Genomic DNA, 23,932 nt, shown 5'->3' on the forward strand with positions numbered 1-23,932 from the left:
CTCTCCTCCGGTCCGCCGGGGAAGGAGTTCCGCCGTGCTGCGTGTCGCCGTTGTCGGCTCCGGGCCGAGTGGGTGCTACACCGCCCAGAGCCTGGTCCAGCAGGCCCCCGAGGTCTTCGTGGACGTACTGGACCGGCTGCCTTGCCCGTACGGTCTGGTGCGCTACGGAGTCGCCCCGGACCACGAGAAGATCAAGTCGCTGCAGGGAACGCTGCGTACGGTCCTGGAACACGAGCGGGTGCGGTTCCTCGGCGGTGTGCGGGTCGGCGGCACCGGCGGGCTGCCCGTGGACCGGCTGCGGGAGCTGTACCACGCGGTGGTGTACTGCGTGGGCGCCTCGACCGACCGGCATCTCGGCATCCCCGGCGAGGACCTGCCCGGCAGTTGGTCGGCGACCGAGTTCGTGTCGTGGTACAGCGCTCATCCGGACTCCCCGGCCGAGACCTTCGTGCGTGAGGTCCGGTCGGCGGTGGTCATCGGAGTGGGCAATGTGGCCGTGGACGTCACCCGGATGCTGGCCCGCGGCGTGGCGGAGCTGAGCCCGACCGACATGCCGCAGCAGGCCCTGGCCGCGCTGGCGGCGAGCCGGGTGACCGAGGTCCGCATGGTGGGCAGGCGCGGTCCTTCGCAGGCTCGTTTCACCACGAAGGAGCTGCGTGAGCTGGGCGGCCTGCCGGACACCGCGGTCACCGTGGACCCGGCGGAGCTGGCGCTGGACCCGGACTTCGCCGACCCGTCCGGGCTGCCCGCGCCGCAGCGCCGAAACGTGGAGGTGCTGCGCGGCTGGGCGGAGCGGCCGCCCGGGGACGCGGCGCGCCGCATCCGGCTGTCCTTCTTCCGGCGTCCCGTCGAACTGCTCTCCGACGGCGGCCGGGTGGGCGGAGTGCGCTTCGAGCGGACGGTACCGGACGGGCAGGGCGGCGTGCGGGGAACCGGCCGGTTCGAGGACGTGGCGGCGCAGTTGGTGCTCCGCTCGGTGGGATATCGCGGAGTACCGCTGGAGGGGCTGCCGTTCGACGCGGCGAGCGGGACCGTGCCGAACACGCAGGGCCGGGTGGTGCGGGACCGCTTCACCTCGCCCGGTGAGTACGTGGCCGGCTGGATCAAGCGCGGCCCCACCGGGGTCATCGGCACCAACCGCCCCTGCGCGAAGGAAACGGTGACGTCACTGCTGGCGGACGCCCCCGCACTAGCCCGCGAGGAACCGCTGCCGGATCCTCTGGTCGGGCTGCGGGCGGCGGGTGTCGAGCCGGTCGAGTGGGCGGGCTGGCGGGCCATCGAACGGGCCGAGGCGGAACTCGGGGCCCGGCTCGGACGGAGCGTGGTCAAACTGGCCGACTGGGACTCGCTTCTGACGGCGGCGCGTACGGCGGTCTCCTGAGCGGTCCGTCGCCGGTCCCCGAGCGGTCACGGCCGAGGTCACCCGGCCGATCGGGCCAGCTCCCTTCGGTAGTCCGCGTACGCGGTGCGCAGGGCCTCGCCCGGCCAGTCGGCGGGCAGCAGTTCGCAGGGCAGTACGGGGTCGGTGAGGAGATGGCGTACGACGGCCGCGAAAGCGGTGAACAGTTCGCCCGGGCGGTCGGCGGCGGCGATGTGGGTGAGCAGGGCGCGGGCCGTCGCGGCCCAGGTGTCGAGCGGCCACAGGGCGGCGGCGAGATCGTGCGCGGGGCTCTCGGGGCGGGCGGTGCAGCACTGGGCCACGCTCCGCAACTCGTCCGGCAGCGGCCGGATCAGGTTGGCGGGCCGCAGCCACACACCCTCCCGGAGTTCGGCCAGCCGCAGCGCGGCGAGGCGGGAGCGCAGGTCGGCACGGTCGGCGGGGCCGCGGCCGGTGACCGTGATCACCAGCATCTCCCAGTCACCGTCCCACGCGCGTGTGCGGGGGTGCACCGCGTCGTCCTGACGTCGCTGGCGGGCCAGCAGCCGGTCGCTCAGCCCGTATACGGCGTCCACGCGCCGCAGGTCGCCGGCGGCCGTCATCCTGCTGAGCGCGGCCCGCAGGGTGGAACCACCGACACCGAACGGCTCGACCAGCCGCACGAGGTCCTTCACCGGCAACTCGGGCGGATGCGTGCCCAGCAGCAGGCTCAGGACGACCGATCTCGCGGACAACGGCCGCAGGTCGACCCGGCCGGGCTGCGCTGACACGTTCATCCGCATGAGGCCGTACTTTACGTGGCTTCTTGTTGCATCATTGCTACAGCCGCAGGATGTGTGCAACATGGCCGCATGGTCTCGACACCCGCGCAGCCGCCGTACGCCACCCACGACGTCACCAACCAAGCCCCTCCGTCGGCCCCCTACGACGCGTCCGACGACGCGGCCCTCCTCGAAGGGCTCCGCCGCGAGGGCGCGGGCTGGGCCGAGGAGTCGATACGACGCCTCGGCCTGCGCGCCGGAAGCGCGCAGGCGCAGGAGTGGGGCGAACTGGCCAACCGGCACGAGCCGGTGCTGCGCACGCACGACCGGTACGGCAACCGGATCGACGAGGTGGAGTTCCACCCCAGCTGGCACCACCTGATGCGGGTCGCGGTCGCCGAGGGGCTGGCGGGCGCGCCCTGGGCCGACGGCCGGCCGGGCGCCCACGTGGCGCGCACCGCCGGCGGACTGGTGTGGAGTCACACCGACGCCGGACACGGCTGCCCGGCGTCGATGACGTACGCCGCCGTCCCCGCGCTGCGCGCCCAGCCGGAGCTGGCCAAGGTGTACGAACCACTGCTGACCAGCAGGGAGTACGAGCCCGAACTGCGGGTGCCCACGGAGAAGCGCGGACTGCTCGCCGGCATGGGCATGACGGAGAAGCAGGGCGGCTCCGACGTCCGGACCAACACCACGGTGGCCACTCCCAGCGCCGAACCCGGCGTGTACACGCTGCGTGGGCACAAGTGGTTCACGTCGGCGCCGATGTGCGACGTGTTCCTGGTGCTGGCCCAGGCGCCCGAGGGTCTGTCCTGCTTCCTGGTGCCGCGAGTGCTCCCCGACGGCAGCCGCAACACGTTCCGCATCCAGCGGCTCAAGGACAAGCTGGGCAACCGGTCCAACGCGTCCTCCGAGCCGGAGTTCGACGGGACGGTGGCCTGGCTGGTCGGCCCCGAGGGACGCGGTGTGAAGACCATCATCGAGATGGTCAACTGCACCCGGCTGGACTGCGTGATGTCGTCGGCGACGCTGATGCGCAAGACGCTCGTGGAGGCGGGCCACCACGCGCGCCACCGCGGCGCGTTCGGCGCGCGGCTGCTCGAACAGCCGCTGATGCGCAACGTACTGGCCGATCTCGCGCTGGAGTCCGAGGCCGCGACGACGCTCACGCTGCGGCTGGCGGGGGCGGCCGACCGGGCGGTGCGCGGGGACGCCGGGGAGCAGGCCTTCCGGCGCATCGCGACCGCCGTCGGCAAGTACTGGGTCACCAAGCGGGGCCCGGCCTTCACTGCCGAGGCCCTGGAATGCCTGGGCGGCAACGGCTACGTCGAGGACTCGGGCATGCCCCGCCACTACCGGGAAGCACCGTTGCTGTCGATCTGGGAGGGGTCGGGGAACGTCAACGCGCTGGACGTACTGCGGGCGCTCGGCCGGGAACCGGAGACCGCCGAGGCGCTGTTCTCCGAACTCGCCCTGGCCCGGGGTGCGGACACCCGGCTGGACGAGGCCGTGGCCCGGCTCAGGAACCGGCTGGCCGAAGCCGACCAGACGAGCGCCCGCCGGCTGGTGGAGCTGATGGCCCTGACCCTCCAGGCGTCGCTGCTGGTCCGACATGCTCCGGCCGCGGTCGCCGACGCCTTCTGCGCCAGCCGCCTCGGCGGAGACTGGGGGCACTCCTTCGGCACCCTGCCCGGCACGGCCGGCCTCGACGCGATCCTGGAGCGGGCGTTGCCCGAACTGAGCTGATCCCCGCTCCCCCGGGCGCGGTCCGTGGCCGGTGACAGCCGACGGATCGCACACAGTCGCCGTCCGGCTCCGTTTCGTTGTCAGTGCCGTGGTGCAGACTCGCGATCAGGTGGCATCGTCTGGAGAGGGCGAGGACGACGTGTTCACGGGGATCGACGCCATGGGGATCGACGAGGTCGACTGGGCCGCGCTGCGCCACGCGCACGGCAGCGCCGCGGACGTGCCCGCGCTGCTGCGCGGGCTCGCCGCTGCCGACGCGGCGGAACGGGAGGCGGCACTCGACGGGATGTACGGCTCGGTGTACCACCAGGGGAACGTGTACGACGCGACGCTGGCCTGCGTCCCGTTCCTGTTCGCACTGCTGGGCCGGGTCGAGGTGGCCGACCGGGGCGGGATAGTCGAGCTGCTGGTGAGCATAGGCGCGGAGTGCGTCGGTGGCAGCTGTGCGCGGGCTCATGCCGCGGTGCACGCGGGGGCGGAGGCGTTCGTCGCGCTGGCCGACGACCCGGACACCGGGGTGCGGCGGGCGGTCCCCGGAGCGCTCGTGCGGTTCCTCGACGAACCGGCGCGCGTGCTGGGCCTGTTGCGGCGGCGGATCACGGTCGAGCGGGACGACCGGGTGCTGCTCGCCCTGACGGAGAGCCTCGGCGGGTTCGTACGACGACATCCCGGGCACGCGGCGGACGCGGTGGACCTGCTGGCCGCGCACAGCCAGCCGCCGTACGGCCCGGGGCTGCGGCTCGCCGCGCTCGGCCAGCTGGCACTCGGCGCGCCAGGCCGCCTTCCGGCCGATCTGGTACCGGCGGCGGTACGACTGCTCAGAAACCGTTCCGAGCTGCGCGCGGGCGGGCCCGCCCGCGCCGAGACGGACGGCCTCGTGGGCCGGATACGGCGGCTGCGACCCTCGGACGAGGAGGGCTCGCACCTGCTGCGGACCCTGCACACGGCGCTGGGCGGCCGGGTGGCCGACCGCATCGACCTGCTCGCCGGACAGCTGACCAGTCCCGACCCGGTCGACCGGTGCAACGCGGTCTGGATGTCGGCGGCGCTGTTCCGCGAGTGGCGCGCGGACTACAGTGCGCCGATCGCCCTGCTCGGCGCCCAGTTACGGGAGGACCGGGACCAGTTGCGGGAGGCCTCGGTCTCGGTCCTGGCCGAACTGTTCGGACTGGCCTCCCCCGCGGCCGACGACCTCTGCGCGCTGCTCGCCGCTCGGCCCGGGTTGTGGGTCCACCGTTGGGAGCGCGGCGCACCCGCCCTGGGCGGCCCGCTCAAGGCGCTGGCCCGGAGCGGCGACGCGCGGGCGGTGCCGATCCTGGCGGACGTGCTGGCGACACCGGCCGCGCCCGACGACCTGGGACACGTGATCGTCCATCTCGGCCGGTCCGCCGCCCCGCTCGCGCCCGCGCTGCGGCTCAGACTCGGCCGGGTCGACCCCCACTCCCCCGACGTCGCCGACCAGGCCGTGCCACTGCTGTCCGCGCTCAAGGCGCTGGGCGACACGGAGGCCGTCCCGGAGGTGCTGCGCCTGCTGAACGGCGCATCGGGCGGCTTCGGGCCCCGGGACGCCGTCGTGCCGCATCTGGCCCGGACACTGGGTTCGTTCGGCGCCGCCGCGCAGATGGCGGGGCCGGCCCTGCGTGGGCTCCTTGAAACCGAGTACGCGGCCGCTGCCGCGGGGGCACTGTGGTCGGTGGAGGGGGACGCGCCGGCGGTGCTCCCCGTGCTGCTGCGGGAACTGACGCACGCGCGGTCCGGCCGCCGCCGGGGCGCCGCCGAGGAACTCGCCCGGCTGGGCCCCGCGGCCCGCCCCGCGCTGTCCGTGCTGCGCCGCCTGGCCGGATCGGCGGACCTGGTGTGGGAACGGACCTCCGCCGCCTGCGCGTACTGGCGGATAGCCGGTGACCCCGAGCCGGTCCTCCCGGTCCTTCGCTCCGCCTGGACGCGGAACGCGCACACCCGCGGCACGATCGCCGCCTGCCTCGCCGGGACGGGACCGGCCGGAGCGCCCCTGTGGGACCTGGTCCACACCGAACTCACGTCCCCACGCCGCCATACGGCGCGCGAGGACGGTCACGGCACCCACGACATCCACAAGGACGAGAGACTCCTGCGAACGTGTCGGAGAGTTCCGGCGGTACCCCCGGCGAACGCGTGACGGATGCCGGGCAGGAGCACGGGCACGCGAGGCACATGGGCGCCCGACACCCGAAATCCGACGAACCACCGGTCATGGCGCCGACCTTGAGGCCGGTCACCGGCGGGTGGTGGCCGCCCGCGGAAAGCTACACCCTGATTCCCGCGCGGTTGGTCCCCACGCCGCCGCGCCTCCCGCAGTCGGGATCAGCCCGTGGTCCGGCCCCACTGGGGGCCCAGGCGGGCCCACTCCGCGTCCCAGCGGTCCATGCGCCGGCTCTCCAGGCGGGCGCGAACGACGCGGCCGCCGATGAACGGGACCGCCGCGGTGCTCAGGCCCGCCAGCGCACCGATCAGGCCGGAGCGGAGGTGCGCCTGGGAGGCGGTGGCGGGCCGGGTGACGAGGTGGCCCCGCGGATCCGTCCAGACGGTGACCGGGCTGCCGTCCGGACTGCCGGGCCAGACCCGGGCCTCGCCGGTGTGTCGCGAACCGTCGGCCACGGACCAGCGCACCTTCGCCCACACGCGCTCGGCCGTGCCGGTGCCGGTCTCGGAGACGGAGGTTCCCGGTGCCTTTCCGACGACGTGTGCCACGACCGGGCGCCACTCGGCGCGTTCCCGGGCCAGGTCCTGCTCCACGGACCGGGCCGTGACCAGTCCGGCGAGCACACCGGCCAGGACGGTGAGCAGCCAGGCGCCGAGCACCACCCAGGCCTCGGCGACGTCGGCACGGCGCCTGAGCGGATTGCGCCGCCAGCGCCACAGCCACACCTTCGGACCACGGAACGCCTTCAACGGCTTCCTCCTCACGAGCGCACGGACAGGCCGAACCGCCCTCCCATACGGGAGAGGTCCTCACGTTGCTCAGGGCAAGCCCCCGTGACGACGGTCGCACGAGACTCCCCGCCCGCGCAGGCGTCTGCCGCAACGTACCCGCCGGATTTCCGGGACATGCCGACAGCACGTCCGTGACCTGCGAGGACTCGATGCCCATGGTCGACTGTCAGTGCCGGGGTGCAAACTGGCCATCGTCTCGAAACGGTCGGTGACAAAGATGTCCCGGAGGTGGTCGGCATGACTGAGGTACTGCTCGCCGTGGGCACCCGCAAGGGGCTCTTCCTCGGGCGGCGGCGAGGCGGCACATGGGAGTTCGACGAACGGCCCTGCTTCAACGCCCAGGCGATCTACTCGGTTGCCCTGGACACCCGGTCCGCCACCCCACGGGTGCTGGCCGGAGGTGACAGCTCGCACTGGGGCCCCTCCGTGTTCCACTCCGACGACCTGGGCCGCACCTGGACCGAGCCGTCCCGGCCGGCGGTCAAGTTCCCCAAGGACACCGGCGCTTCGCTGGAGCGGGTCTGGCAGCTGCACCCGGCGGCCGCCGAGCCGGACGTGGTCTACGCGGGCACGGAACCAGCCGCCCTGTACCGCTCGGAGGACCGTGGGGAGAGCTTCGAACTCGTGCGGCCCCTGTGGGAGCACCCCACCCGCTCGCAGTGGGTGCCGGGGGGCGGTGGCGAGGGGCTGCACACCGTCGTCACCGACCCGCGCGACCCGGAGGCGGTCACGGTCGCCGTGTCCACGGCAGGCGTGTTCCGCACCACGGACGGCGGCGCGAGCTGGACGCCCTCCAACTCCGGTGTGGCCGCGGTGTTCCTCCCGGACCCGAACCCGGAGTTCGGCCAGTGCGTACACAAGATCGCCCAGGACGCGTCCCAACCCGACCGGCTGTACCTCCAGAACCACTGGGGGGTGTACCGCAGTGACGACGCGGGCGGTCACTGGACGGACATCGGCGAGGGCCTGCCGTCCACCTTCGGCTTCGCGGCGGCCGCCCACCCGCACCGCGGCGGCACGGCGTACGTCTTCCCGATCAACGCCGACGCCGACCGGGTGCCCGCCGACCGCCGCTGCCGGGTGTTCCGCACGGCGGACGCGGGCGCCAGCTGGGAGCCGCTGTCGGCCGGGCTGCCCGCCCAGGACCACTACGGCACGGTGCTGCGGGACGCCCTGTGCACGGACGACGCGGACCCGGCGGGCGTCTACTTCGGCAACCGCAACGGCGAGGTGTACGCCTCAGCGGACGACGGCGACAGCTGGCGGCAACTGGCCTCCCATCTGCCGGACGTGCTGTGCGTCAGAGCCGCGGTGGTCGCCTGAGCCCACGGCCGCCTCACGGCACGGCGGAGTTCCGGTCGTCGTCATACCGCCTCTCATCGGTCCCTGACGGCGGGGGTCCGGTGGCGGTCCTGACCCTGGCCCCCGACGAGGACGTCGAGTCCCTGGCCGCCGCCCTCGCCCCCGCCCGCTTCGCCGGGGGTACCCACCGCGTCGATCTGACCGTCGAGGAGTACGGCGCCTACGGCCGCTTCGCCGACCGGCTGGCGGCAGCCGCCACGACCGGCGACTTCATGAGCGAGCGCGCCCTCTTCCGAAGCCGGTACTGACAGTCGTCACCGGCAGCCGTCACCCGCAGCCTGTCGCCGGCCACGGGCGCCGACCGAGCACGGCCCGCCGAGCGGTCGGGCGCACCGTGCCCCACGACTCACCGTGCCCCACGACTCACCGTGCCGCACGACTCGTCGCGCCCTACGGCAGTCGCCAGTCCACCGGCTGCGCACCCTGCCCTACGAGCAGGTCGTTGGCGCGGCTGAACGGCCGCGACCCGAAGAACCCCCGGTCCGCCGACATCGGCGAGGGATGCGCCGACTCGATCGCCGGAAGGTCGCCGAGAAGCGGGCGCAGATTGCGGGCATCACGCCCCCACAGGATGGAGACCAGCGGTTTTCCGCGCGCGGCCAGCGCCCGGATGGCCTGCTCGGTGACCTCTTCCCACCCCTGGCCCCGATGCGCCCCGGGCTTGCGCGGGGCCGTTGTCAGCGCCCTGTTGAGCAGCAGCACACCCTGCTGCGTCCACGGCGTCAGATCGCCGTTCGACGGCCGGGGCAGTCCGAGGTCGGAGTTCATCTCCCGGAAGATGTTCTCCAGGCTTCCCGGCAACGAACGCACCTCGGGGGAGACCGCGAAACTCAACCCGATGGCCATTCCCGGCGTGGGGTAGGGATCCTGACCCACGATCAGCACACGGACGTCGTCGAGGGGCTGCTGGAAGGCCCGCAGGACGTTCGCCCCGGACGGGAGATAGGTCCGGCCCGCCGCTATCTCCGCCCGGAGGAAGTCCCCCATCGCCGCGATGCGGTCGGCCACAGGTTCAAGAGCCTTCGCCCAGCCTGCTTCAACAAGTTCATGCAAGGGTCGTGGTGCCACGCCGCGTCACTTTACTCGTACGCGCCGTCCCCGACCGGCCCAGCGGCCGTCCGCCGCGTAACTCATCAGACAAAACCGGACGGATACCGCTCACCTGCACCCTCCCCGAACAGGGGAGCCCGGAGAGCTACTAACATGCGGCTGCATGAGCTCCCCCACTGGGCCCGCGTCCGGCCTGCCAGTACGAATGCCGCGCCCCCGCCAGCCCGGACGGCACCGCCGACCCGAGCCGCTGGTGGCTCCCGAGGGCGCGCCAGCGCTTGTCCTCGCGGTGCCGGGCACGCCCAGCGCCATCACGCGCGGCCTCGCCGAGGAGGTCGTGAGCATCGCCCGCTCCGAGCTGCCCGGCCTGGACGCCCGGATCGGGTACCTGGACGGTGACGACGCCGAGTTCCCGAGCCTCGCGGCCATCCTCGCGCACACCGCCGAGGAGCGCACCGCCCGCTATGAGCAGGCCGTCGCCGCCGGTGTCGAGGTCAGGGAGCCGGACGGCCCGGTCGCCGTGGTCGTGCCGCTGCTGGCGGGTCCGGACAGCGCGCTGCTCCGGCAGGTGCGCCAGGCCGTGATGGACAGCCGTGTGGCCGCCGATCTGACCGATGTGCTCGGTCCGCACCCGCTGCTCGCCGAGGCGCTGCACGTGCGGCTGTCCGAGGCGGGCCTGGCCCGCGCCGACCGTGCCCGGCTGTTCACCGTGGCGACCGCCGCCGACGGCATCATCCTGGCGTCGGTGGGTGGCGACGAGGCTGTGCAGGCGGCCGGGATCACCGGCATGCTGCTGGCCGCCCGGCTCGCCGTGCCGGTGATGGCGGCGGCCCTGGACCAGGACGGCGCGATCACCGCCATCGCCGAGCAGCTGCGTGCCTCGGGTTCGCAGCATCTGGCGCTGGCGCCGTACCTGATCGGGCCGGAGATCGACCCCGCCCTGCTGGCGGCGGCCGCCGCCGAGGCCGGCTGCGCGACCGCGGAGGCGCTCGGCGCCTACCCGGCGATCGGCAAGCTCGCCCTGGCCAAGTACACGACGGCCCTGGGCATCGCCCCGCAGCAGCCGCAGGACGCCCAGGTCCGCTGACGCTGCACGGCACGCGTAGGGCGCGGGGCCCACTCCCGGGACGGGGGGTGGGCCCTTCGTCGTGTCCGGCGGGAGCCGTTCCGGTTCAGCCGAAGACCACGCAGGAGGCCGCGGGCACCGGCACCGACCCGTCGTAGCGGGGTGTCCCGGTCGCCGGGTCGACCGCGAACCAGGTCACCTCGCCGGAGCGTTCGTTCGCCGCGTAGAGGAAGCCGCCGGACTCGGCGAGGGCGCGTGGCCAGTGGCCGCCGCAGGGCACCGTGCAGGTCAGGCGGAGCCCCTCCCCCTCGACGGCGAACACGGAGAGGACGTCCTCGCCGCGGGTGGCGGTCCACACGAAACGGCCGTCGGGTGAGGCCACGATGCCGGAGGGGTAGGCGTCACCCACCGGTGCGCCCGGCAGGACCGGTGTCTCGGTCAGCGGCTTCAGGGAGCCGGCGGCGGCGTCCCAGCGGCAGACGGTGACGGTCGGCGTGAGTTCGTTGACGACGTAGGCGTGGCCGCTGTCCGGGTGGAAGACCAGGTGCCGGGGGCCGGAGCCGGGACGGAGGGCGATCTCCCGGTGCGGCACGAGTTCGCCCCGGTCCAGCGCGCACACCCGGACCGAGTCGGTGCCGAGGTCGACACTGACGGCCCAGCGGCCGCTGGGGTCGGGCTGGACCTGGTGGGCGTGCGGGCCGCGCTGGCGGCGCTCGTGCGGCCCGGATCCGGTGTGCTGGAGCCGACCGGAGGGCAGGGGCGCCAGGGTGCCGTCCGGGCGGAGCGGCACTGCGGTGACGCTGCCGGAGCCGTAGTTGGCGGTGAGGACGTGTCCGGCGTGCAGGCTGAGGTGGGTGGGTCCGCTGCCGCCGACCGGCACCGGCGCTCCGGCGAGCCGCAGTTTGTCGCTCTCGACGCGGTAGGCGGCCACCGCGCCGTCGGCGGTCTCGCTGACCGCGTACAGCGTGTCCCCGTCGGGGGCCAGGGCCAGATAGGACGGGTCGGGGACGCTGTCGACGCTGCCGAGCACGGCCAGCGCCCCGCTGTCGGGGTGGACGGCGGCCGTCACGATTCCCGGACCCCCCGCCGCCGTGAACGACCCGATGAACGCCCTGCGCCGCCTGCCGCCGTCTGCCACAGCTGTTCCCTCTCGGTCCGCGCTGGTCGGTCCCGGCCGACGGTAGCAGTCGATCACGGACGGTCTAGACCAAGACTCCGATCCATGTCGCCGTGCCGGAAGCCTGCGTCAGGCACCGACGAGGGGTGAGCGCGGCGGAGTGCGCAGGGGCTCCGCGAGGCCGGCCAGGGCGAGCTCCAGGCCGTGCAGGTGGGCCAGTGCGGGTTCGGCGGGCGGTTCGGCGGAACCGGTCCCCGGCTCCGGGCCGCTGCCCCGGGTGAGGGCCTCGACGGCCGTCTCCACGCGCAGACAGGCGGCGGTCAGCCGCGTGTCGTGGGAGGCCTCGGGGTCGGCGGCGACCGCGACGAGGCCGCGGATCTCGCGGGCGCAGTCGTCGAGCAGGTCGAGCCCCCGGCGGGCGCGCCGCCTGCGGGCGGGCACCGGGTTCAGCGGATGGACGAGCGGGGCGACGGAGAGCCGTACCCGGCCGAACCCACCGGGTCTATCGGCACCTCGTGCCGGGCTACATCACGAGAGCAGCCAAGATCCTCAACGAGCAGCTGTGAGCCGTCCGACAGAGAGCGCCAGACCGTAGGTCGACGCTCTTCCTCAGGAGCGGACAAGTGGGGGGCGCTGGGACAACCCGAGCGGCATCGCCAGCTCCGAAAGAGCCTTTTCCAAGCCCCGCAGATGCAGGAGAGCCGACTCCGTCTCGTCCTGTTGGGGCAGCTCGCTGCTGGAGGACGCCACTAGCCTGCACCCCAGGTCGCTCTCAGTGAGTGCATCCACCGCTGCTTCGACGCGCCAGCAGGCAGCGGCCAGGCGGGCGTCGTGCGACGCGACAGGATCGGCGGCAACGGACACCAGACCCCGCACTTCGCGGGCGCAATCGTCGAGCAGCTCAATGACCTGGCGGGCACGGGATTTCCGAGCACGGAAGGGAGCCAAGGGGTGCATCAAGGGAGCAAGTGCCATCCGCACCCGGCCGAGCAGCAGTTCCAGTTCGGCGGCGTGCGGGGCAGGGTCGCCCTTAGGGTCTCCGGCGAGGCGAGCGGTCGCTTCGGCGGTGGCCGCGTGGACGCAGTGCAGCGCCCGCTGGATCCAGGCATCGTTCGTGGCGTGCGTGGTGACCGGCATGACGAGGGCCACGGCCAGCGCGGCGCACAGCGCGCCCACACCGGTCTCTGCAAGACGGAGCCCGAGCAGGCCGGGTTCCAGCACGCCCAGCAAGCCGTAGAGCAGGCTCGCCATGACCGTCACTGCCAGCATCATCCAGGAATACGAGACGGCGGCGGTGTAGAAGATACCGAAGACACAGACGGCAACGAGTGCGGCCGTCGGCGCGGGCGCGCCATGCAGCGGGATGGCGACCAGCAGGCCAACGGCGACACCGGTCACTGTTCCGAGGACCCGGCGGAAACCGCGGACCAGGGTTTCACCGCGAGAAGCCGTGTTGACGAAGATCCACCAGACAGTACCGACGGCCCAGTACCAGCGCTCTTGTGAGAGCAGCTGCCCGACCAGCAGCGCGAGAGTCGAGGCAGCGGTGGCCTGGAAGGCCTGCCGGGTGGTGGGCCGCGCCAATCCGCTGCCGGGCAGCGCCGGCGGGCCTGCTGCGGGTGGGGTGTAACGCTCGATGGGCCAGAGCACGAAGCGCATGGCGCCGGCCGCGAACAGGGCAAGGCTCATGGCGATGTACAGCACGGGCAGCTGAACGGGAACCGCGTGCAGGAACTGCGGGATGAAGAAGTTCATGAAAGCGAAGATCCCGAGCGCGTGGCCCCTCGGGCCCCAGCGGCGGGCATAGACCCCGCAGAAGACGACGGCCAGGAACGCGGCGTCACGTGCCGGGGGGATGCCGTGCAGTGTGGTGGCAAGTGCCAGCACGGGGAATCCGGCGATAGGAAGCAGGGCGGTGGTGCGCCGTTGGCCACGGAGGGTCGCATCGGTGACCGTAAAGAGGGCGAGAAGTGCCGCGAGCCCACCGGTGATCGATGCGGTGAGCGATAGCCCGCAGAGTTCGGAAGCGGCGACAGCGGCGGCGACACCAATGACAGCGCGGGTCGCGTTCCGCAGCCTCAAGTGCCCTGGGTCCGGAGCCACGAACATCCTTTTCACGGCGGTGCGCCGCCCCCCTCATGGTGGTACGCGTCCTGCCGATGGTCGTCCCAGGTGACGGACAACAGGCAGGCACGACGAAGGCGCCGCAGGCCCGGACCCGGCCTCGTCGCCGTCCGGCGCTATGCGGCGCCACAAGTACATGGATGGAACAAAGGTAACCACCGCCCTACCCATTGGCTCAACCGGCACATCATTGTCTGCACCAATGGCACAACCGATCCGTCTCGACGTCGACCACTGGAAGGCCAATGGATCAGACTTCACCCAGGTCCTCGGTAACACCTGACCTACGCGACCAGAGTCGGGTAGTCACACGCCACACTCATCTGAGACCTCACGGCGACTTCCGCCGCATCTCACTTGGCCGGCTCCCCGACGATTGTGAAGATGTACCTGATTTCGTTTCAGTCGACGCCGACAGAAGGACAAGGGCACCGGAAGATCCCCGCGGGCGCGGGCCGCGCGGACACCGGCGATCCCGGCGGCGGCACTCCCAAAATCCCTCGGAAGGACCCTGCGATCCCCGAAAGGCACGTCGCACCGTTCGGCCCGGGCTCCGTTTCAGCTGCGCTCGGGCACCGCTTCGAACCAAGCCAGTCCGGGACCTGCAACGGATTCTCATCGGAGTTGTCCGGACCGGCTCGGGAAACGGTGAAGTAGCCGATGACGTTGGAGTACAGCGGCAACAACAAGAGCCGTCTGTGGGTGCGGCACCGGCCCCCGTGCGTTGGAACGGCGTTGATCACCCTCCATGGGGGACGAGCAGACAGCTACGCGCCCTCCCGTCCCTGGCATCTGGCCGCGCTTCGTATGCGACCCGTTCTGCGGGCGGCAGCATCGGCGGTGTCCCTCGACCACGTCCTACTCGGTGAGGTGCGATACCGGCTCCGTGGCTGGAACCAGGGCGACCCGGTCGACGACGTCCTGGGCGCGCTCGGTGAGCTGAGGCAGGTCTACGGGGCTGTGCCTGTCGTACTGATCGGTCATTCCATGGGAGGCAGAGCCGCCCTGCGAGCATCGGCCCATCCACAGGTCCAGGGCGTACTGGCCCTTGCTCCGTGGCTGCCCGCCGACGAGCCGAGTGATCATCTGCGAGGGAGGCGGATCGTGGTGGTACACGGCGACCGGGATCGGGTGACCAGTGCTCGTGCCTCCGTCGCGTATGTCGAGCGTGCCCGGGAGGCCGGGGCGTGCGCCGGCACGGTCCTGGTCGAACGCGGGGATCACGCGATGGTGCGCCGATCCGGGCTGTGGCACCGGGCCGTGGCCGAGATCGTCGGGGATCTCGTCCACCGGGGCGGGAAGCGGACGGGACTGGCCGCTCGATGCGTGACGAGTGGGCGGGCGGTCATGTTGTAGTCGCGAGAACGGGGCCTGCGCGACCAATCCGCGCGCAGTGCGGCCTCGGATTACGCGGGGGCCATTCCGCTCCGTCGCACCCTGGGAGATCCGTCGTGAAGGAAGCCGTCCATATCGGCGGAACTCCGTCATCCAAACCTGACCTGCAGCGATTGGTGCACGAGGTGGCTCTGGGAGATCAGGAGGCGTTCGCCGCGGTCTATGACGCCGTGGCCAACTCCGTGCTCGGTGTCGTCCGGGCGGTGCTGCGTGACCAGGCGCAGTCGGAGGAGGTGGCGCAGGACGTCCTGGTGGAGGTGTGGCGCACCGCGCCGCGCTACCGGCCCGAGCGGGGTACGGCCATCAACTGGATCCTGACCCTGGCCCACCGCCGTGCCGTGGACCGGGTCCGGTCGGTGGAGGCCGCGGCCGCCCGCGACACCAAGGCCGCGCCCGCTCCCCCTCGGGGCAGGGTCTACCAACTGTGGTTCGCCGATGGCACAAGGATGCGCCCGGCGGGTCTGATGAGCCCCGACCACGCCGCCCAGACCTTGCTGATGCGGGGACGGGTGAACGGTGCCTCCGGTGTCGGGATCACCGTGGAGCCGGCCGGCGGATCGCGGCAGCCGACCACCACGCCCATCGGTCTGCTGACCATCCCGTCATGAGCACCGCGGACACACGGTCGCCCGGCATGGGAAGGATGCCGGGCGGCCGTCGTGCGGGGGGGGCGCAGTCCGCGTCGGCAAAGCCGTACGGCACGCGGACCCGGTGGGGCCTCTGTGGACTCAGCGGTCCCTGCGGGGCGGTCGGGGCAAGAAGCCGCTGGTGCGCGCGGTGTAGGCGGCCCAACCCGGGCGCCCTGCCATGTGCCGCTCCAGCAGTCTCATTCCGCTGCCCTTGATCAGGAGCGCGCTCATCGTCAAGGGTGAGATGACGGAGACGGCGGCAGGTGTCGTTCCCCCGTCGCAGGCGATGAGGTACAGCCCCCACCAGACGCAGAAGTCGCCGAAGTAGTTGGGGTGCCGGGTCAGCCGCCACAGCCCCTGGTCCATGATCCGGCCGCGGTTGGCCGGATCCGCCTTGAATCGGGCCAGCTGGGCGTCGCCGACGGCCTCGAAGAACAGGCCCACGGCCCAGAGGAGGACGCCGGCCCAGGCCAGGACGGACAACGGCCCGGGCGCGTACGAGGCGGACTGAACCGGCAGGGACACCAGCCAGACCAGGGCGGCCTGCAGGAGGTAGACCATGCGCAGGGCGTACCAGGCACGGTCGCCCGGTGCGCGGGAGAGCAGGGCATCGTAGCGGGGGTCCTCGCCGTGGCCGCGGCCGCGGCGCGCGATGTGTACCGCCAGGCGCAGTCCCCATACCGCCGTGAGGACGGTGACCAGCGCTCGACGCCCCGGATCGCCCTCACCCGCCGAGGCCGCCCAAGTGGCCAGGGCCACGGCCGCGAAAGCGACTCCCCAAGCGATGTCGACGATCCGGTGTACACCCTTGCGCAGGGCGATCGCGAAGGTGCCGAGCAGGACCACCAAGGCGGACACCGCCGCCCAGGCGAGGTTCGCCGCGAAGGCCACCCAGGAGAACGAGCTCATCACACCACCAGGTCCCGGTACCAGTCGGCCGTCTCCGCCGCCGTCAGGCCGCTGTCCCCCTCGGGGGTGGGGCGGGCGCAGAGGATCTGGTCCACACCCATACGTCGTTCCTCGAACGCCAGCGCCCCGCCCACCAGATAGAGCCGCCATACGCGGGCGGTCTCCTCCCCGGCCAGTCGGACGAAGTCGTCCCACCGTTCCTCCAGGGTGCGGTGCCAGGCGTTGATGGTGCGCACGTAGTGCTCACGCATCGACTCGGTCGAGCGCACCTCCAGGCCCGACTCCTCCAGCAGGCCGACCGTCTGGCCCAGGGGCCGCATGTGCATGTCGGGGGCGATGTACGCCTCGATGAAGGCTCCACCGCCCGGTGCGCGCCTTCCTCGGGACATCTGCTGCACAAGGACGCGGCCCTCCGGGCGGACCAGCCGGTACAGGGACGAGGCGAAGGCCGGGTACTCGGCGTCACCTACGTGCTCGCCCATCTCGATAGTGGCGACCGCGTCGTAGCCGGTGCCTGCAATGTCCCGATAGTCCTGGCAGACAACCTCGACCTGGTGTTCCAGACCTCGTTCACGTACCTGCTGCCGCACATGGGTCGCCTGCGCGCCGGCCAGGGTGACCGCCGTCACCCGGACCCTGTACTGCTCGGCGGCGTACAGGCTCAGGGAGCCCCAGCCGCAGCCGACGTCCAGCAGCCGGGCACCGGGCACGAGGCCGAGCTTGCGGCAGATCAACTCCATTTTCACCCGCTGGGAGTCGGCCGGTGTGGGGTTCGGGTCCTCGGCGGCCCAGTAACCGCAGGAATAGGCCATCGTGTCGTCGAGCAGGAGGCGGTAGAAGTCGTTGGACAGGTCGTAGTGGTGGCTGATCGCGGCCCGGTCGCGGGCCTTGCTGTGCACGGTCCCGCGCAGCCGGGCCTGTGTGGCGGGCGCGGGCGGACGCGGGCCGACCGCACCGAGCCGAACAGCCTCGCCGACGGCGCGGGCGCGATCGGCGAGCGTGGCACGCGGGACCTGCGATCCCCGGATCCGAGCGGCGGCCCACAGGGCTCGCAGTCCCTGTGCGAGGTCGCCTTCGACGTCGAGTTCGCCGGTGATATACGCCTGCGCGAGGCCGAGCTCTCCGGGCTGCCACAGCAGCCGACGCAATGCGCGCCGGGAGCGTACGAGGACCACGGGCGCGCCGGGCGGGCCGGACTCGCTGCCGTCCCAGGCGCGCAGCCGGAGCGGCAGCGGGCTGCCGAGCGCTTCCCCGGCGAGGGCGGACAGCCGGTGCGCGGCGCCGCGCCGGACGGTGATGGGAGTGGTGCTCATCGGTTGGAGCCCCCCTTCGTGAGCAGGTACTGCTGGACGTCCAGGTAGCCCGAGCGGAATCCCGCCTCCGAGTAGGCCAGATAGAAGGTCCACAGGCGGCGGAAGGTCTCGTCGAAGCCCAGGGCCGCGACGTCGTCGGCGCGTGCCGTGAACTCCTCGCGCCACAGGCGCAGCGTCTCCGCGTAGTGCGCGCCGAAGGCGTCGCGGGCGACAACTGTCAGCCCGGTGTGGTCCCGGACCGCCTCCTCGATGCCCCGTGTGGAGGGGATGAGACCGCCGGGAAAGACGTACTTCTGAATCCAGGTGTAGGTGTCGCGGGACGCCAGCATGCGCTCGTGGGGCATCGTGATCGCCTGCAGGGCGGCACGGCCGCCGGGTGCCAGACGTTCGTCCAGGGTGCGGAAGTAGACGGGCCAGAACTCGGCGCCGACCGCCTCGATCATCTCCACACTGACCACCGCGTCGTAGGTGCCGCGCGCTTCGCGGTAGTCGCACAGGTCGACGCGGACGCGGTCGGCGAGTCCGGCCTCGTCGGCGCGCAGCAGGGCCAGTGCGCGTTGTTCGTGGGAGAGGGTCAGGGAGGTGACCCGGGCGCCGCGGGCGGCGGCTCGCAGGGCGAGTTCGCCCCAGCCGGTGCCGATCTCCAGCAGACGGGTGCCCTCGCGTACGTCGGCCAGGTCGAGCAGCCGGTCGATCTTGCGGTGCTGGGCGGCGACCAGCAGCGACCGGTCCGCCGGAAAGCCCCGGAAGACGGCGGAGGAATAGGTGAGGGTCTCGTCGAGGAAGAGGGAGAAGAGGTCGTTGGACAGGTCGTAGTGCCGGCTGATGTTGTCGCGGGCGCCGTCGGGCGTGTTCCGCTGGCGGGCCGGCTGCCGTACCGCCCACGCACCTCGCAGCCGCTGCAGCGGGGCCGGGACGAGGTCCCCCGCGTGAGCCGCCAGCACGGTCAGGGCACCGACCAGGTCCGGGGCGTCCCACTCCCCCGCCATGTACGACTCGCCGAAGCCGATCAGTCCGCAGCTGCCGATGCGAGCGTGGAACGCCCTCGGGTCGTGCACCTCTATCAACGGGCCGCCCCGGCCGAGCGTGGCGGCGTCGGCGAACCGCACCCACAGCGGCAGTCGCCGCAGCGCGCGCCCGATGATGGACGCGGTGACGGCCCGCACCGGCCACGAGGCTGCCGGTACGGCCGCCGCGTCCGGCCAGCGGTGGCAGTTGGCCCGGGTGCCGGTCGGGCAGTGAGTCGTGGGGCGGATCGGGGCTGTGGTCATGTCTCACTCTCCGGGGAGCGGCGGGCTGGGCGCGGCTGCACGGGCAGGCCCCGCAGGAACAGACGGATGCCGTGAAAGCGGATGGCGGCCGACACGGCGAGGGTCGACCAGGGGTGGCGGGCCGCGAGACGCAGCAGCGCGGGCACGGTCGCCTCGCGCCGGGTGCCGTGGACCGTGGCCGTGAAGGGCGGGCTTCCGGGCCGCTCCAGCCGTACAGACAGGCGCAGCCGCCCGCCGGGAGGTGGGAGCCGCATGTCGTAGCGGCCGTCGACGGGGAAGAAGGGCGAGACGTAGAAGTCCTTGCGGGTCGTGGCTGTGCCGGTCTCGCCGGGGTGCAGCAGATAGGCATGCCGTCCGCCATAGGTGTTGTGCACCTCGGCGACCACGCAGCGCGAGGTGCCGTCGGGGTTTTCGCACCAGTACACGGTCAGCGGGTTGAAGACGTGCCCGAGGACCCGGGCGTGCGCGAGCATCGTCACCCGTCCGCCTTCGAGGTCGACCCCCTGCTCGGCGAGGAAGCCGTCGAGCGCGGCCCGGATCGACGATGACCGTCCGGTGAAGTGGTCTGCGGCGCGGAACCGGGCGAGCGGCCGCAGCGGACGCGGCAGCACCGGCAGCCGGTCGAGATCGACCAGCCACAGATAGGTACGGTGCCGCAGAGCGTACCGAAAAGGCGCACGGCGCACGTGGCGCACGGTGCACGGGTACAGGGCGGGCGGCCGGGGGCGCACAGGAGTCGTCGACTCGGTCACCAGATCACCCCCAGCGCGGCAGCCGCCTCGACGCCGCTGCGGCAGCCGTCCTCGTGGAAGCCCCAGCCGTGGTAGGCGCCGGCGAAGGCGGTGACCGGAGTGTTCAGTCCGGGCAGCCGGTGCTGGGCGGCGACCGACTCCGGTGTGTAGACGGGGTGTTCGTACGTCATGCGGGCCAGTACCCGATCGGGGTCGACGTGGTCCTGGCCGCCGAGGGTGACGACGAACGTGTCCATGGCGTCGAGGCGTTGGAGCCGGTTCATGTCGTAGCTGACCCGGACCCGGTCGGCGCCGGATCCGCAGGACGGCATGAGGTAGTTCCATGAGGCACGGGCGCCGCGGGCACGCGGCAGCAGGGTGGTGTCGGTGTGCAGCAGCGTGGCGTTGCGGGAGTAGCGAAAGGCCCCGAGGACCTCCTTCTCCTGCGGGGTGGCGTCGCCGAGCAGCCGGAGCGCCTGGTCGGGGTGGACGGCGACGACCACATGGTCGTAGGAGGCGGTGCGCCCGTCACGAGCGGTCACTTCGACGCCGTCCGCATGCCGCAGCACCGCGCGGACGGGGCTGGCGGTGCGCACGTCGGGCAGGCGGACGGCGATCCGGTCGACGTAGGTGCGCGAACCACCCGTGACGGTCCGCCAGACCGGTGAACCGGTCACCGAGAGCAAGCCGTGGTGCGCGAGGAACCGGAACAGGTACGCGGCCGGGTAACGCAGAGCCGTCTGTGCGTCGCAGGACCACACCGCGGACACCAGCGGGGTCATGAAGTGAGCCCGGAAGTAAGGGGAGAATCCACCCTGCTCGAGGAAGTCACCCAGGGTGAGAGTGTCGTCGGCATCGCCCCGGTCGAGCAGCCGGCGAGCACCGCGGTGAAAGGCCGGGACCTCGGCCAGCATGCGCAGGTAGACCCCACGCACGGCGTTGCGCGGCTGGGCGATCAGACCTCGCACGCCGCGGGCACCGGCGTACTCCAGACCGCATCCCTCGCACCGCACCGACATGCTCATCTCCGACTCCTGCGTGACAACGCCGAGTTCACGGAAGAGCCGCAGCAACTGCGGGTAGGTACGGCGGTTGTGCACGATGAAACCCGAGTCCACCCGATGGGCACGTCCGTCGGGCGTGGTCAGGTCGTGGGTATGGGCGTGGCCGCCGAGCCGGTCATCGGCCTCGTACAAGGTGACGTGATGGGACCGGGACAGGACGTACGCGGCGGTGAGTCCCGCCACGCCACTGCCGATGACTGCGGTGCGCCGCACGCCTTCGGTGTCGGCTGCCCGGCCCGGCGCATGCCCCTCGTGCTGGGCATTGGACGGTCCTCGCATGGTCTCCCTTTCCCGGACGTTGCCCGACTCTCTCCTGTACTTCCGCGGACGGATGCAGGACGGATGCAGGGCGGAGGAACGAGGTGGCAGGGCACTGGTGAGCCCAGCCGCGGCTGGGTCACCCGCGCGCGGGAGGCGACGGCCGCCTTGCCGCTCGAAGCGTTCAGCGCCCGGCCGACGGCCGCGGCGGCGGTCGACGCCGCCGCTACCACGGTGACCGTGAGGAGGAAGCCCCTGCGGTCGAACCCACCGCCGTACAGGGCCACCGAGGCACTGGCACCGAGCACCGAGCACCGAGCACCGAGCACCGAGGGCAGCGCGTCCGCTATCCCGGTGGAATCGGGGCGACCGGTCGCGGCCACCGCCCCGACGGCCCCGAAGAGAAGGACACCGACGGCCCGGCCCGCCTGAACCGTGCCGCCGACACCCCCAGGGCCACGGCCAGTACGGCCACGATGTCCCACTGCAGCACCAGCTTGGCGTGGTTCCGAAGTGGCTGATCGCCCAGTCCTTCACCGCGGCGGGCGTACGGTCGATCGTCGCATCGCCCACGGCGACGACCGGGCCGGACTGCGGACGCACCGCGGCCGCAGCGAGTTCGGCGACCCCGAGGGCACCGAAACCGGCCAGCAGCCAGCTCAGCGCACCGAGCACAGCGCGCACAAGCGCCCGCCGCCCCGGCTCCTTCTCCTGGTTGCTCACGAGGGGAATCCGGCGCTGCGGCCGGGCCGGATGGGTGACTCCACCCGATCAGGTGAAAATGACACCGGCGGCAATCCGCCCCGCCCCTCGGCACCGCATTACGCCTTTACCGTCGGACGCACGGTAGCGGCCCCGGCCACACCACCCCGCCTGCACAAGCAGGGCTGGACCACCTCGCAAGCCGTGCGTCAGGCATCCGCCCCCGAGGCGGAAATACCCACGTCCCGGGCAGCACGGGACGGGTCGTCGTGCAGGTGGCCGGGGCAGGGCCTGGGCCACCGCTGGGGGGGGCGGCCCAGGCTGTGTCACATCAGCCGAGCAGCCAGCCCAGGCCGAGCAGTCCGCCGCCGGCCATACGACCGCCGGTGCCGCCGGCCGTGCTCTGGGTCCAGGAACTCATCGCGCCGTCGGGGCCCGCCATGCTGCTGCCCTGGGAGTAGTAGGACCCGCCGCCCGCCGTCGTCCCGCTCATGACGTGGCTGGAAGAAGCCCCGTTGGGACCGGCCTGCTGAGAGTGCTGGCTGTAGGTGTCGGCACTCGCGATACCGACCGACAGCACCACGGCCGGAGCCAGAACCGCGGCTACGACCACGCCACGCAGAGATTTACGCATGCGTCTTCTCCTCATTCCCTGTTGCCGTGAGAGCCCTTTTGGATCTCACACACTGAATCCGGAGAAGCGGGCATTTCGGATTGCCACGCCTTGGCGGTCATTTGCGCGATCTGATGGAAATGACCAGGTGGGTGCCGTGTTCGCCACAGGGAGGTTCACCCGGACGGAGGCCGGCCCGGCAATCATCCAACCGCTCATGCGCTTGGCGCTCCTGGGCTTCGGATTGCGGCGGATGTGTCCGCGTACCCGGTGGAACCCGTCCGGCACCTTCGACATGTTTCCCCCTCCGTCGGTGGCCCGCGGAGCGCGGCTCATCCCGACAAAAGGGTGTAGCAGTGGGCACTGACAGCAACTGATGGGTCATCACGGCGCTACGCCCCGGTCGAGTCGTCAGGCCAATCACGGGGCAGCGAGCCTGAGGCAGCTCAGCCGGGCGAACGCCCTTCTCAGTTCCCATGCGGTTCACCATGGCTCTTTCCGCCAGCCCTAACGCGGCGCGCGACCGTGCGTCTCTCACCTGCGCAAACGCCCCGGTCACGCCAAGCAAGGCGCTGCCGACGAATGGCGAGAAGCAGCGCAAGCGCACTCACAGCCCCAGTGCGCCGGCATCGCCCCTTCGAACCTTGGTTCTGCGTCCATGACCCGGGGGCGTCACAAGGTCGGGAGGCACTGGTAGGCACTGATGATCAACCCGCCGCCGCGACGCCTCGGCCAACCGAGCCCCCACGGGACGAATTCTCAACGCGGTGTCGTCGCGGTCCTGCGAGGACAGCGCCACGGTTGTAGGGCCGGGCCGAAGAAACCGCCGCCGGCCTCCGCCAGCGCCGGATCCAGCTTGGTGCAGCCCGGTCAGGACAGTCTTCTGCGGCTCAGTCGTCGCCTCTCGAAGCAGTGCCGAGGCCGTCATCGCCATACAGCGCAACATGCGACCAGCGCTCATCACCACGAACGAACCTTCGAACCAAGATCCGGACCATACCCGGACCAGCCGTCCGCAGCTTGTGGCGATCGGCGCTGTTTTCGCTGGTCAAACTGCATCTGAGCTGTGTACCACCAGCAGACCAAGAAACTGCGAAGTCCATGTGGGCACTCATCGTGCGACCGCTCAGCGCATGCGGAGCAGTAGCCGCACCAGGACGGCTTCCTGGCAACATGGCGCGCGGTTGCCTTGCGTGCAGCGCTACTGCCGTCATTACCTCAAATATCTGACGGCACATCAGAAAGTCAGCAGAGAGTCAGCACGAGTCCGACCAGAGATGATCGAACCCGCTGAGACTTGGGAACGAAGAGATTCCCTGAAGAGGTTGCTGACCTGGAAAACCCCCAGTCAGGCCAAGACTGCCGCGCCGTTTCTCCTAATCCAGTGCGTAAGCAGGTGGCCCGGGACCATGCAACGACCCGGGACGACTGCTCGCGCAGGACAGCGAATGCCTGGGTCCCCCCTGGCCG

At 71.8% G+C, this 23,932-nt stretch carries 19 protein-coding genes and 1 pseudogene; 8 read left to right on the top strand and 12 right to left on the bottom strand.

Annotated features, from left to right (window positions below; translation table 11 throughout):
- Nucleotides 1-34 precede the first annotated feature (34 nt).
- Nucleotides 35-1,381, top strand: a complete 1,347-nt coding sequence (locus tag ACIPK3_RS28930) for an FAD-dependent oxidoreductase (RefSeq protein WP_402574329.1) — start codon at nt 35-37, stop codon at nt 1,379-1,381.
- Between the two features lie 38 nt (nt 1,382-1,419).
- Here ACIPK3_RS28930 and ACIPK3_RS28935 read toward each other — a convergent pair whose 3' ends face one another.
- A complete protein-coding gene (locus tag ACIPK3_RS28935) occupies nt 1,420-2,160 on the bottom strand; it encodes a PaaX family transcriptional regulator C-terminal domain-containing protein (RefSeq protein WP_402574330.1) in 741 nt (246 codons plus the stop codon).
- 69 nt (nt 2,161-2,229) lie between these two features.
- Between ACIPK3_RS28935 and ACIPK3_RS28940 the strand changes: the two genes are divergently transcribed.
- Both ACIPK3_RS28940 and ACIPK3_RS28945 read left to right on the top strand, forming a co-directional pair.
- Complete coding sequence (locus ACIPK3_RS28940; protein WP_402574332.1) at nt 2,230-3,885, top strand: DNA alkylation response protein; 1,656 nt, start codon at nt 2,230-2,232, stop codon at nt 3,883-3,885.
- Between the two features lie 160 nt (nt 3,886-4,045).
- Entirely contained in the window at nt 4,046-6,043 is a 1,998-nt protein-coding gene (locus tag ACIPK3_RS28945; RefSeq protein ID WP_402574373.1) for a HEAT repeat domain-containing protein, read from the top strand.
- A gap of 185 nt (nt 6,044-6,228) precedes the next feature.
- On the opposite strand, the gene ACIPK3_RS28950 is transcribed toward ACIPK3_RS28945, so the two are convergent.
- Nucleotides 6,229-6,816, bottom strand: coding sequence for a hypothetical protein (locus tag ACIPK3_RS28950; protein ID WP_402574334.1), 588 nt, complete (start codon nt 6,814-6,816; stop codon nt 6,229-6,231).
- A 279-nt stretch (nt 6,817-7,095) separates the two neighbouring features.
- On the opposite strand from ACIPK3_RS28950, the gene ACIPK3_RS28955 reads away from it, so the two are divergent.
- Entirely contained in the window at nt 7,096-8,181 is a 1,086-nt protein-coding gene (locus ACIPK3_RS28955) for a WD40/YVTN/BNR-like repeat-containing protein (RefSeq protein WP_402574336.1), read from the top strand.
- Nucleotides 8,182-8,261: 80 nt separating this feature from the next.
- Nucleotides 8,262-8,468 carry a hypothetical protein gene (locus ACIPK3_RS28960; RefSeq protein ID WP_402574338.1) on the top strand — a complete coding sequence of 69 codons (207 nt, stop codon included), beginning with the start codon at nt 8,262-8,264 and terminating at the stop codon, nt 8,466-8,468.
- A gap of 142 nt (nt 8,469-8,610) precedes the next feature.
- Here ACIPK3_RS28960 and ACIPK3_RS28965 read toward each other — a convergent pair whose 3' ends face one another.
- Entirely contained in the window at nt 8,611-9,288 is a 678-nt protein-coding gene (locus ACIPK3_RS28965) for a uracil-DNA glycosylase (RefSeq protein ID WP_402574340.1), read from the bottom strand.
- Between the two features lie 145 nt (nt 9,289-9,433).
- Between ACIPK3_RS28965 and ACIPK3_RS28970 the strand changes: the two genes are divergently transcribed.
- The gene (locus ACIPK3_RS28970; RefSeq protein WP_402574342.1) at nt 9,434-10,357 is read left to right on the top strand and encodes a sirohydrochlorin chelatase; all 924 of its coding nucleotides are present in this window, start codon (nt 9,434-9,436) and stop codon (nt 10,355-10,357) included.
- Nucleotides 10,358-10,442: 85 nt separating this feature from the next.
- Here the strand turns inward: ACIPK3_RS28970 and ACIPK3_RS28975 are convergent, their stop codons facing one another.
- The 3 genes and pseudogenes from ACIPK3_RS28975 to ACIPK3_RS28985 form a co-directional block, all read right to left on the bottom strand.
- Nucleotides 10,443-11,474: a lactonase family protein gene (locus tag ACIPK3_RS28975; RefSeq protein WP_402574344.1), complete on the bottom strand. Its 1,032-nt coding sequence runs from the start codon at nt 11,472-11,474 to the stop codon at nt 10,443-10,445.
- Between the two features lie 108 nt (nt 11,475-11,582).
- Nucleotides 11,583-11,942, bottom strand: a pseudogene (locus ACIPK3_RS28980) (FUSC family protein); the annotation flags it as partial.
- Nucleotides 11,943-12,062: 120 nt separating this feature from the next.
- Nucleotides 12,063-13,562 carry an FUSC family protein gene (locus ACIPK3_RS28985; RefSeq protein WP_402574346.1) on the bottom strand — a complete coding sequence of 500 codons (1,500 nt, stop codon included), beginning with the start codon at nt 13,560-13,562 and terminating at the stop codon, nt 12,063-12,065.
- Between the two features lie 675 nt (nt 13,563-14,237).
- Between ACIPK3_RS28985 and ACIPK3_RS28990 the strand changes: the two genes are divergently transcribed.
- The gene (locus ACIPK3_RS28990; protein ID WP_402574347.1) at nt 14,238-14,933 is read left to right on the top strand and encodes a dienelactone hydrolase family protein; all 696 of its coding nucleotides are present in this window, start codon (nt 14,238-14,240) and stop codon (nt 14,931-14,933) included.
- Between the two features lie 95 nt (nt 14,934-15,028).
- On the top strand, nt 15,029-15,580 hold the full coding sequence (locus ACIPK3_RS28995) for an anti-sigma factor domain-containing protein (RefSeq protein ID WP_402574349.1): 552 nt from the start codon (nt 15,029-15,031) through the stop codon (nt 15,578-15,580).
- 120 nt (nt 15,581-15,700) lie between these two features.
- Here the strand turns inward: ACIPK3_RS28995 and ACIPK3_RS29000 are convergent, their stop codons facing one another.
- From ACIPK3_RS29000 to ACIPK3_RS29025, 6 genes are all read right to left on the bottom strand, one after another.
- The gene (locus tag ACIPK3_RS29000; protein ID WP_402574351.1) at nt 15,701-16,510 is read right to left on the bottom strand and encodes a DUF1295 domain-containing protein; all 810 of its coding nucleotides are present in this window, start codon (nt 16,508-16,510) and stop codon (nt 15,701-15,703) included.
- Complete coding sequence (locus tag ACIPK3_RS29005) at nt 16,510-17,823, bottom strand: class I SAM-dependent methyltransferase (protein WP_402574353.1); 1,314 nt, start codon at nt 17,821-17,823, stop codon at nt 16,510-16,512. Before ACIPK3_RS29005 ends, ACIPK3_RS29000 begins: the two co-directional genes overlap by 1 nt.
- The gene (locus ACIPK3_RS29010; RefSeq protein WP_402574355.1) at nt 17,820-19,094 is read right to left on the bottom strand and encodes a class I SAM-dependent methyltransferase; all 1,275 of its coding nucleotides are present in this window, start codon (nt 19,092-19,094) and stop codon (nt 17,820-17,822) included. The genes ACIPK3_RS29005 and ACIPK3_RS29010 overlap by 4 nt, the downstream gene beginning before the upstream one ends.
- Nucleotides 19,091-19,780 carry a DUF1365 domain-containing protein gene (locus ACIPK3_RS29015; RefSeq protein ID WP_402574357.1) on the bottom strand — a complete coding sequence of 230 codons (690 nt, stop codon included), beginning with the start codon at nt 19,778-19,780 and terminating at the stop codon, nt 19,091-19,093. Before ACIPK3_RS29015 ends, ACIPK3_RS29010 begins: the two co-directional genes overlap by 4 nt.
- Before the next feature lie 62 nt (nt 19,781-19,842).
- On the bottom strand, nt 19,843-21,102 hold the full coding sequence (locus ACIPK3_RS29020) for an NAD(P)/FAD-dependent oxidoreductase (RefSeq protein WP_402574375.1): 1,260 nt from the start codon (nt 21,100-21,102) through the stop codon (nt 19,843-19,845).
- A gap of 1,078 nt (nt 21,103-22,180) precedes the next feature.
- On the bottom strand, nt 22,181-22,483 hold the full coding sequence (locus tag ACIPK3_RS29025) for a hypothetical protein (RefSeq protein WP_402574359.1): 303 nt from the start codon (nt 22,481-22,483) through the stop codon (nt 22,181-22,183).
- Nucleotides 22,484-23,932 lie beyond the last annotated feature (1,449 nt).

The sequence above is a fragment of the Streptomyces sp. NPDC086787 genome (genome assembly GCF_044745865.1).
Lineage (GTDB): Bacteria > Actinomycetota > Actinomycetes > Streptomycetales > Streptomycetaceae > Streptomyces.

What these genes read in the sequence shown, in the direction of transcription:
- ACIPK3_RS28935 (WP_402574330.1), bottom strand. Translation starts at nt 2,160, where the DNA reads ATGCGGATGAACGTGTCAGCGCAGCCCGGCCGGGTCGACCTGCGGCCG.
- ACIPK3_RS28940 (WP_402574332.1), top strand. Translation starts at nt 2,230, where the DNA reads ATGGTCTCGACACCCGCGCAGCCGCCGTACGCCACCCACGACGTCACC.
- ACIPK3_RS28945 (WP_402574373.1), top strand. Translation starts at nt 4,046, where the DNA reads ATGGGGATCGACGAGGTCGACTGGGCCGCGCTGCGCCACGCGCACGGC.
- ACIPK3_RS28955 (WP_402574336.1), top strand. Translation starts at nt 7,096, where the DNA reads ATGACTGAGGTACTGCTCGCCGTGGGCACCCGCAAGGGGCTCTTCCTC.
- ACIPK3_RS28970 (WP_402574342.1), top strand. Translation starts at nt 9,434, where the DNA reads ATGAGCTCCCCCACTGGGCCCGCGTCCGGCCTGCCAGTACGAATGCCG.
- ACIPK3_RS28985 (WP_402574346.1), bottom strand. Translation starts at nt 13,562, where the DNA reads ATGTTCGTGGCTCCGGACCCAGGGCACTTGAGGCTGCGGAACGCGACC.
- ACIPK3_RS28990 (WP_402574347.1), top strand. Translation starts at nt 14,238, where the DNA reads ATGACGTTGGAGTACAGCGGCAACAACAAGAGCCGTCTGTGGGTGCGG.
- ACIPK3_RS29000 (WP_402574351.1), bottom strand. Translation starts at nt 16,510, where the DNA reads ATGAGCTCGTTCTCCTGGGTGGCCTTCGCGGCGAACCTCGCCTGGGCG.
- ACIPK3_RS29005 (WP_402574353.1), bottom strand. Translation starts at nt 17,823, where the DNA reads ATGAGCACCACTCCCATCACCGTCCGGCGCGGCGCCGCGCACCGGCTG.
- ACIPK3_RS29010 (WP_402574355.1), bottom strand. Translation starts at nt 19,094, where the DNA reads ATGACCACAGCCCCGATCCGCCCCACGACTCACTGCCCGACCGGCACC.
- ACIPK3_RS29025 (WP_402574359.1), bottom strand. Translation starts at nt 22,483, where the DNA reads ATGCGTAAATCTCTGCGTGGCGTGGTCGTAGCCGCGGTTCTGGCTCCG.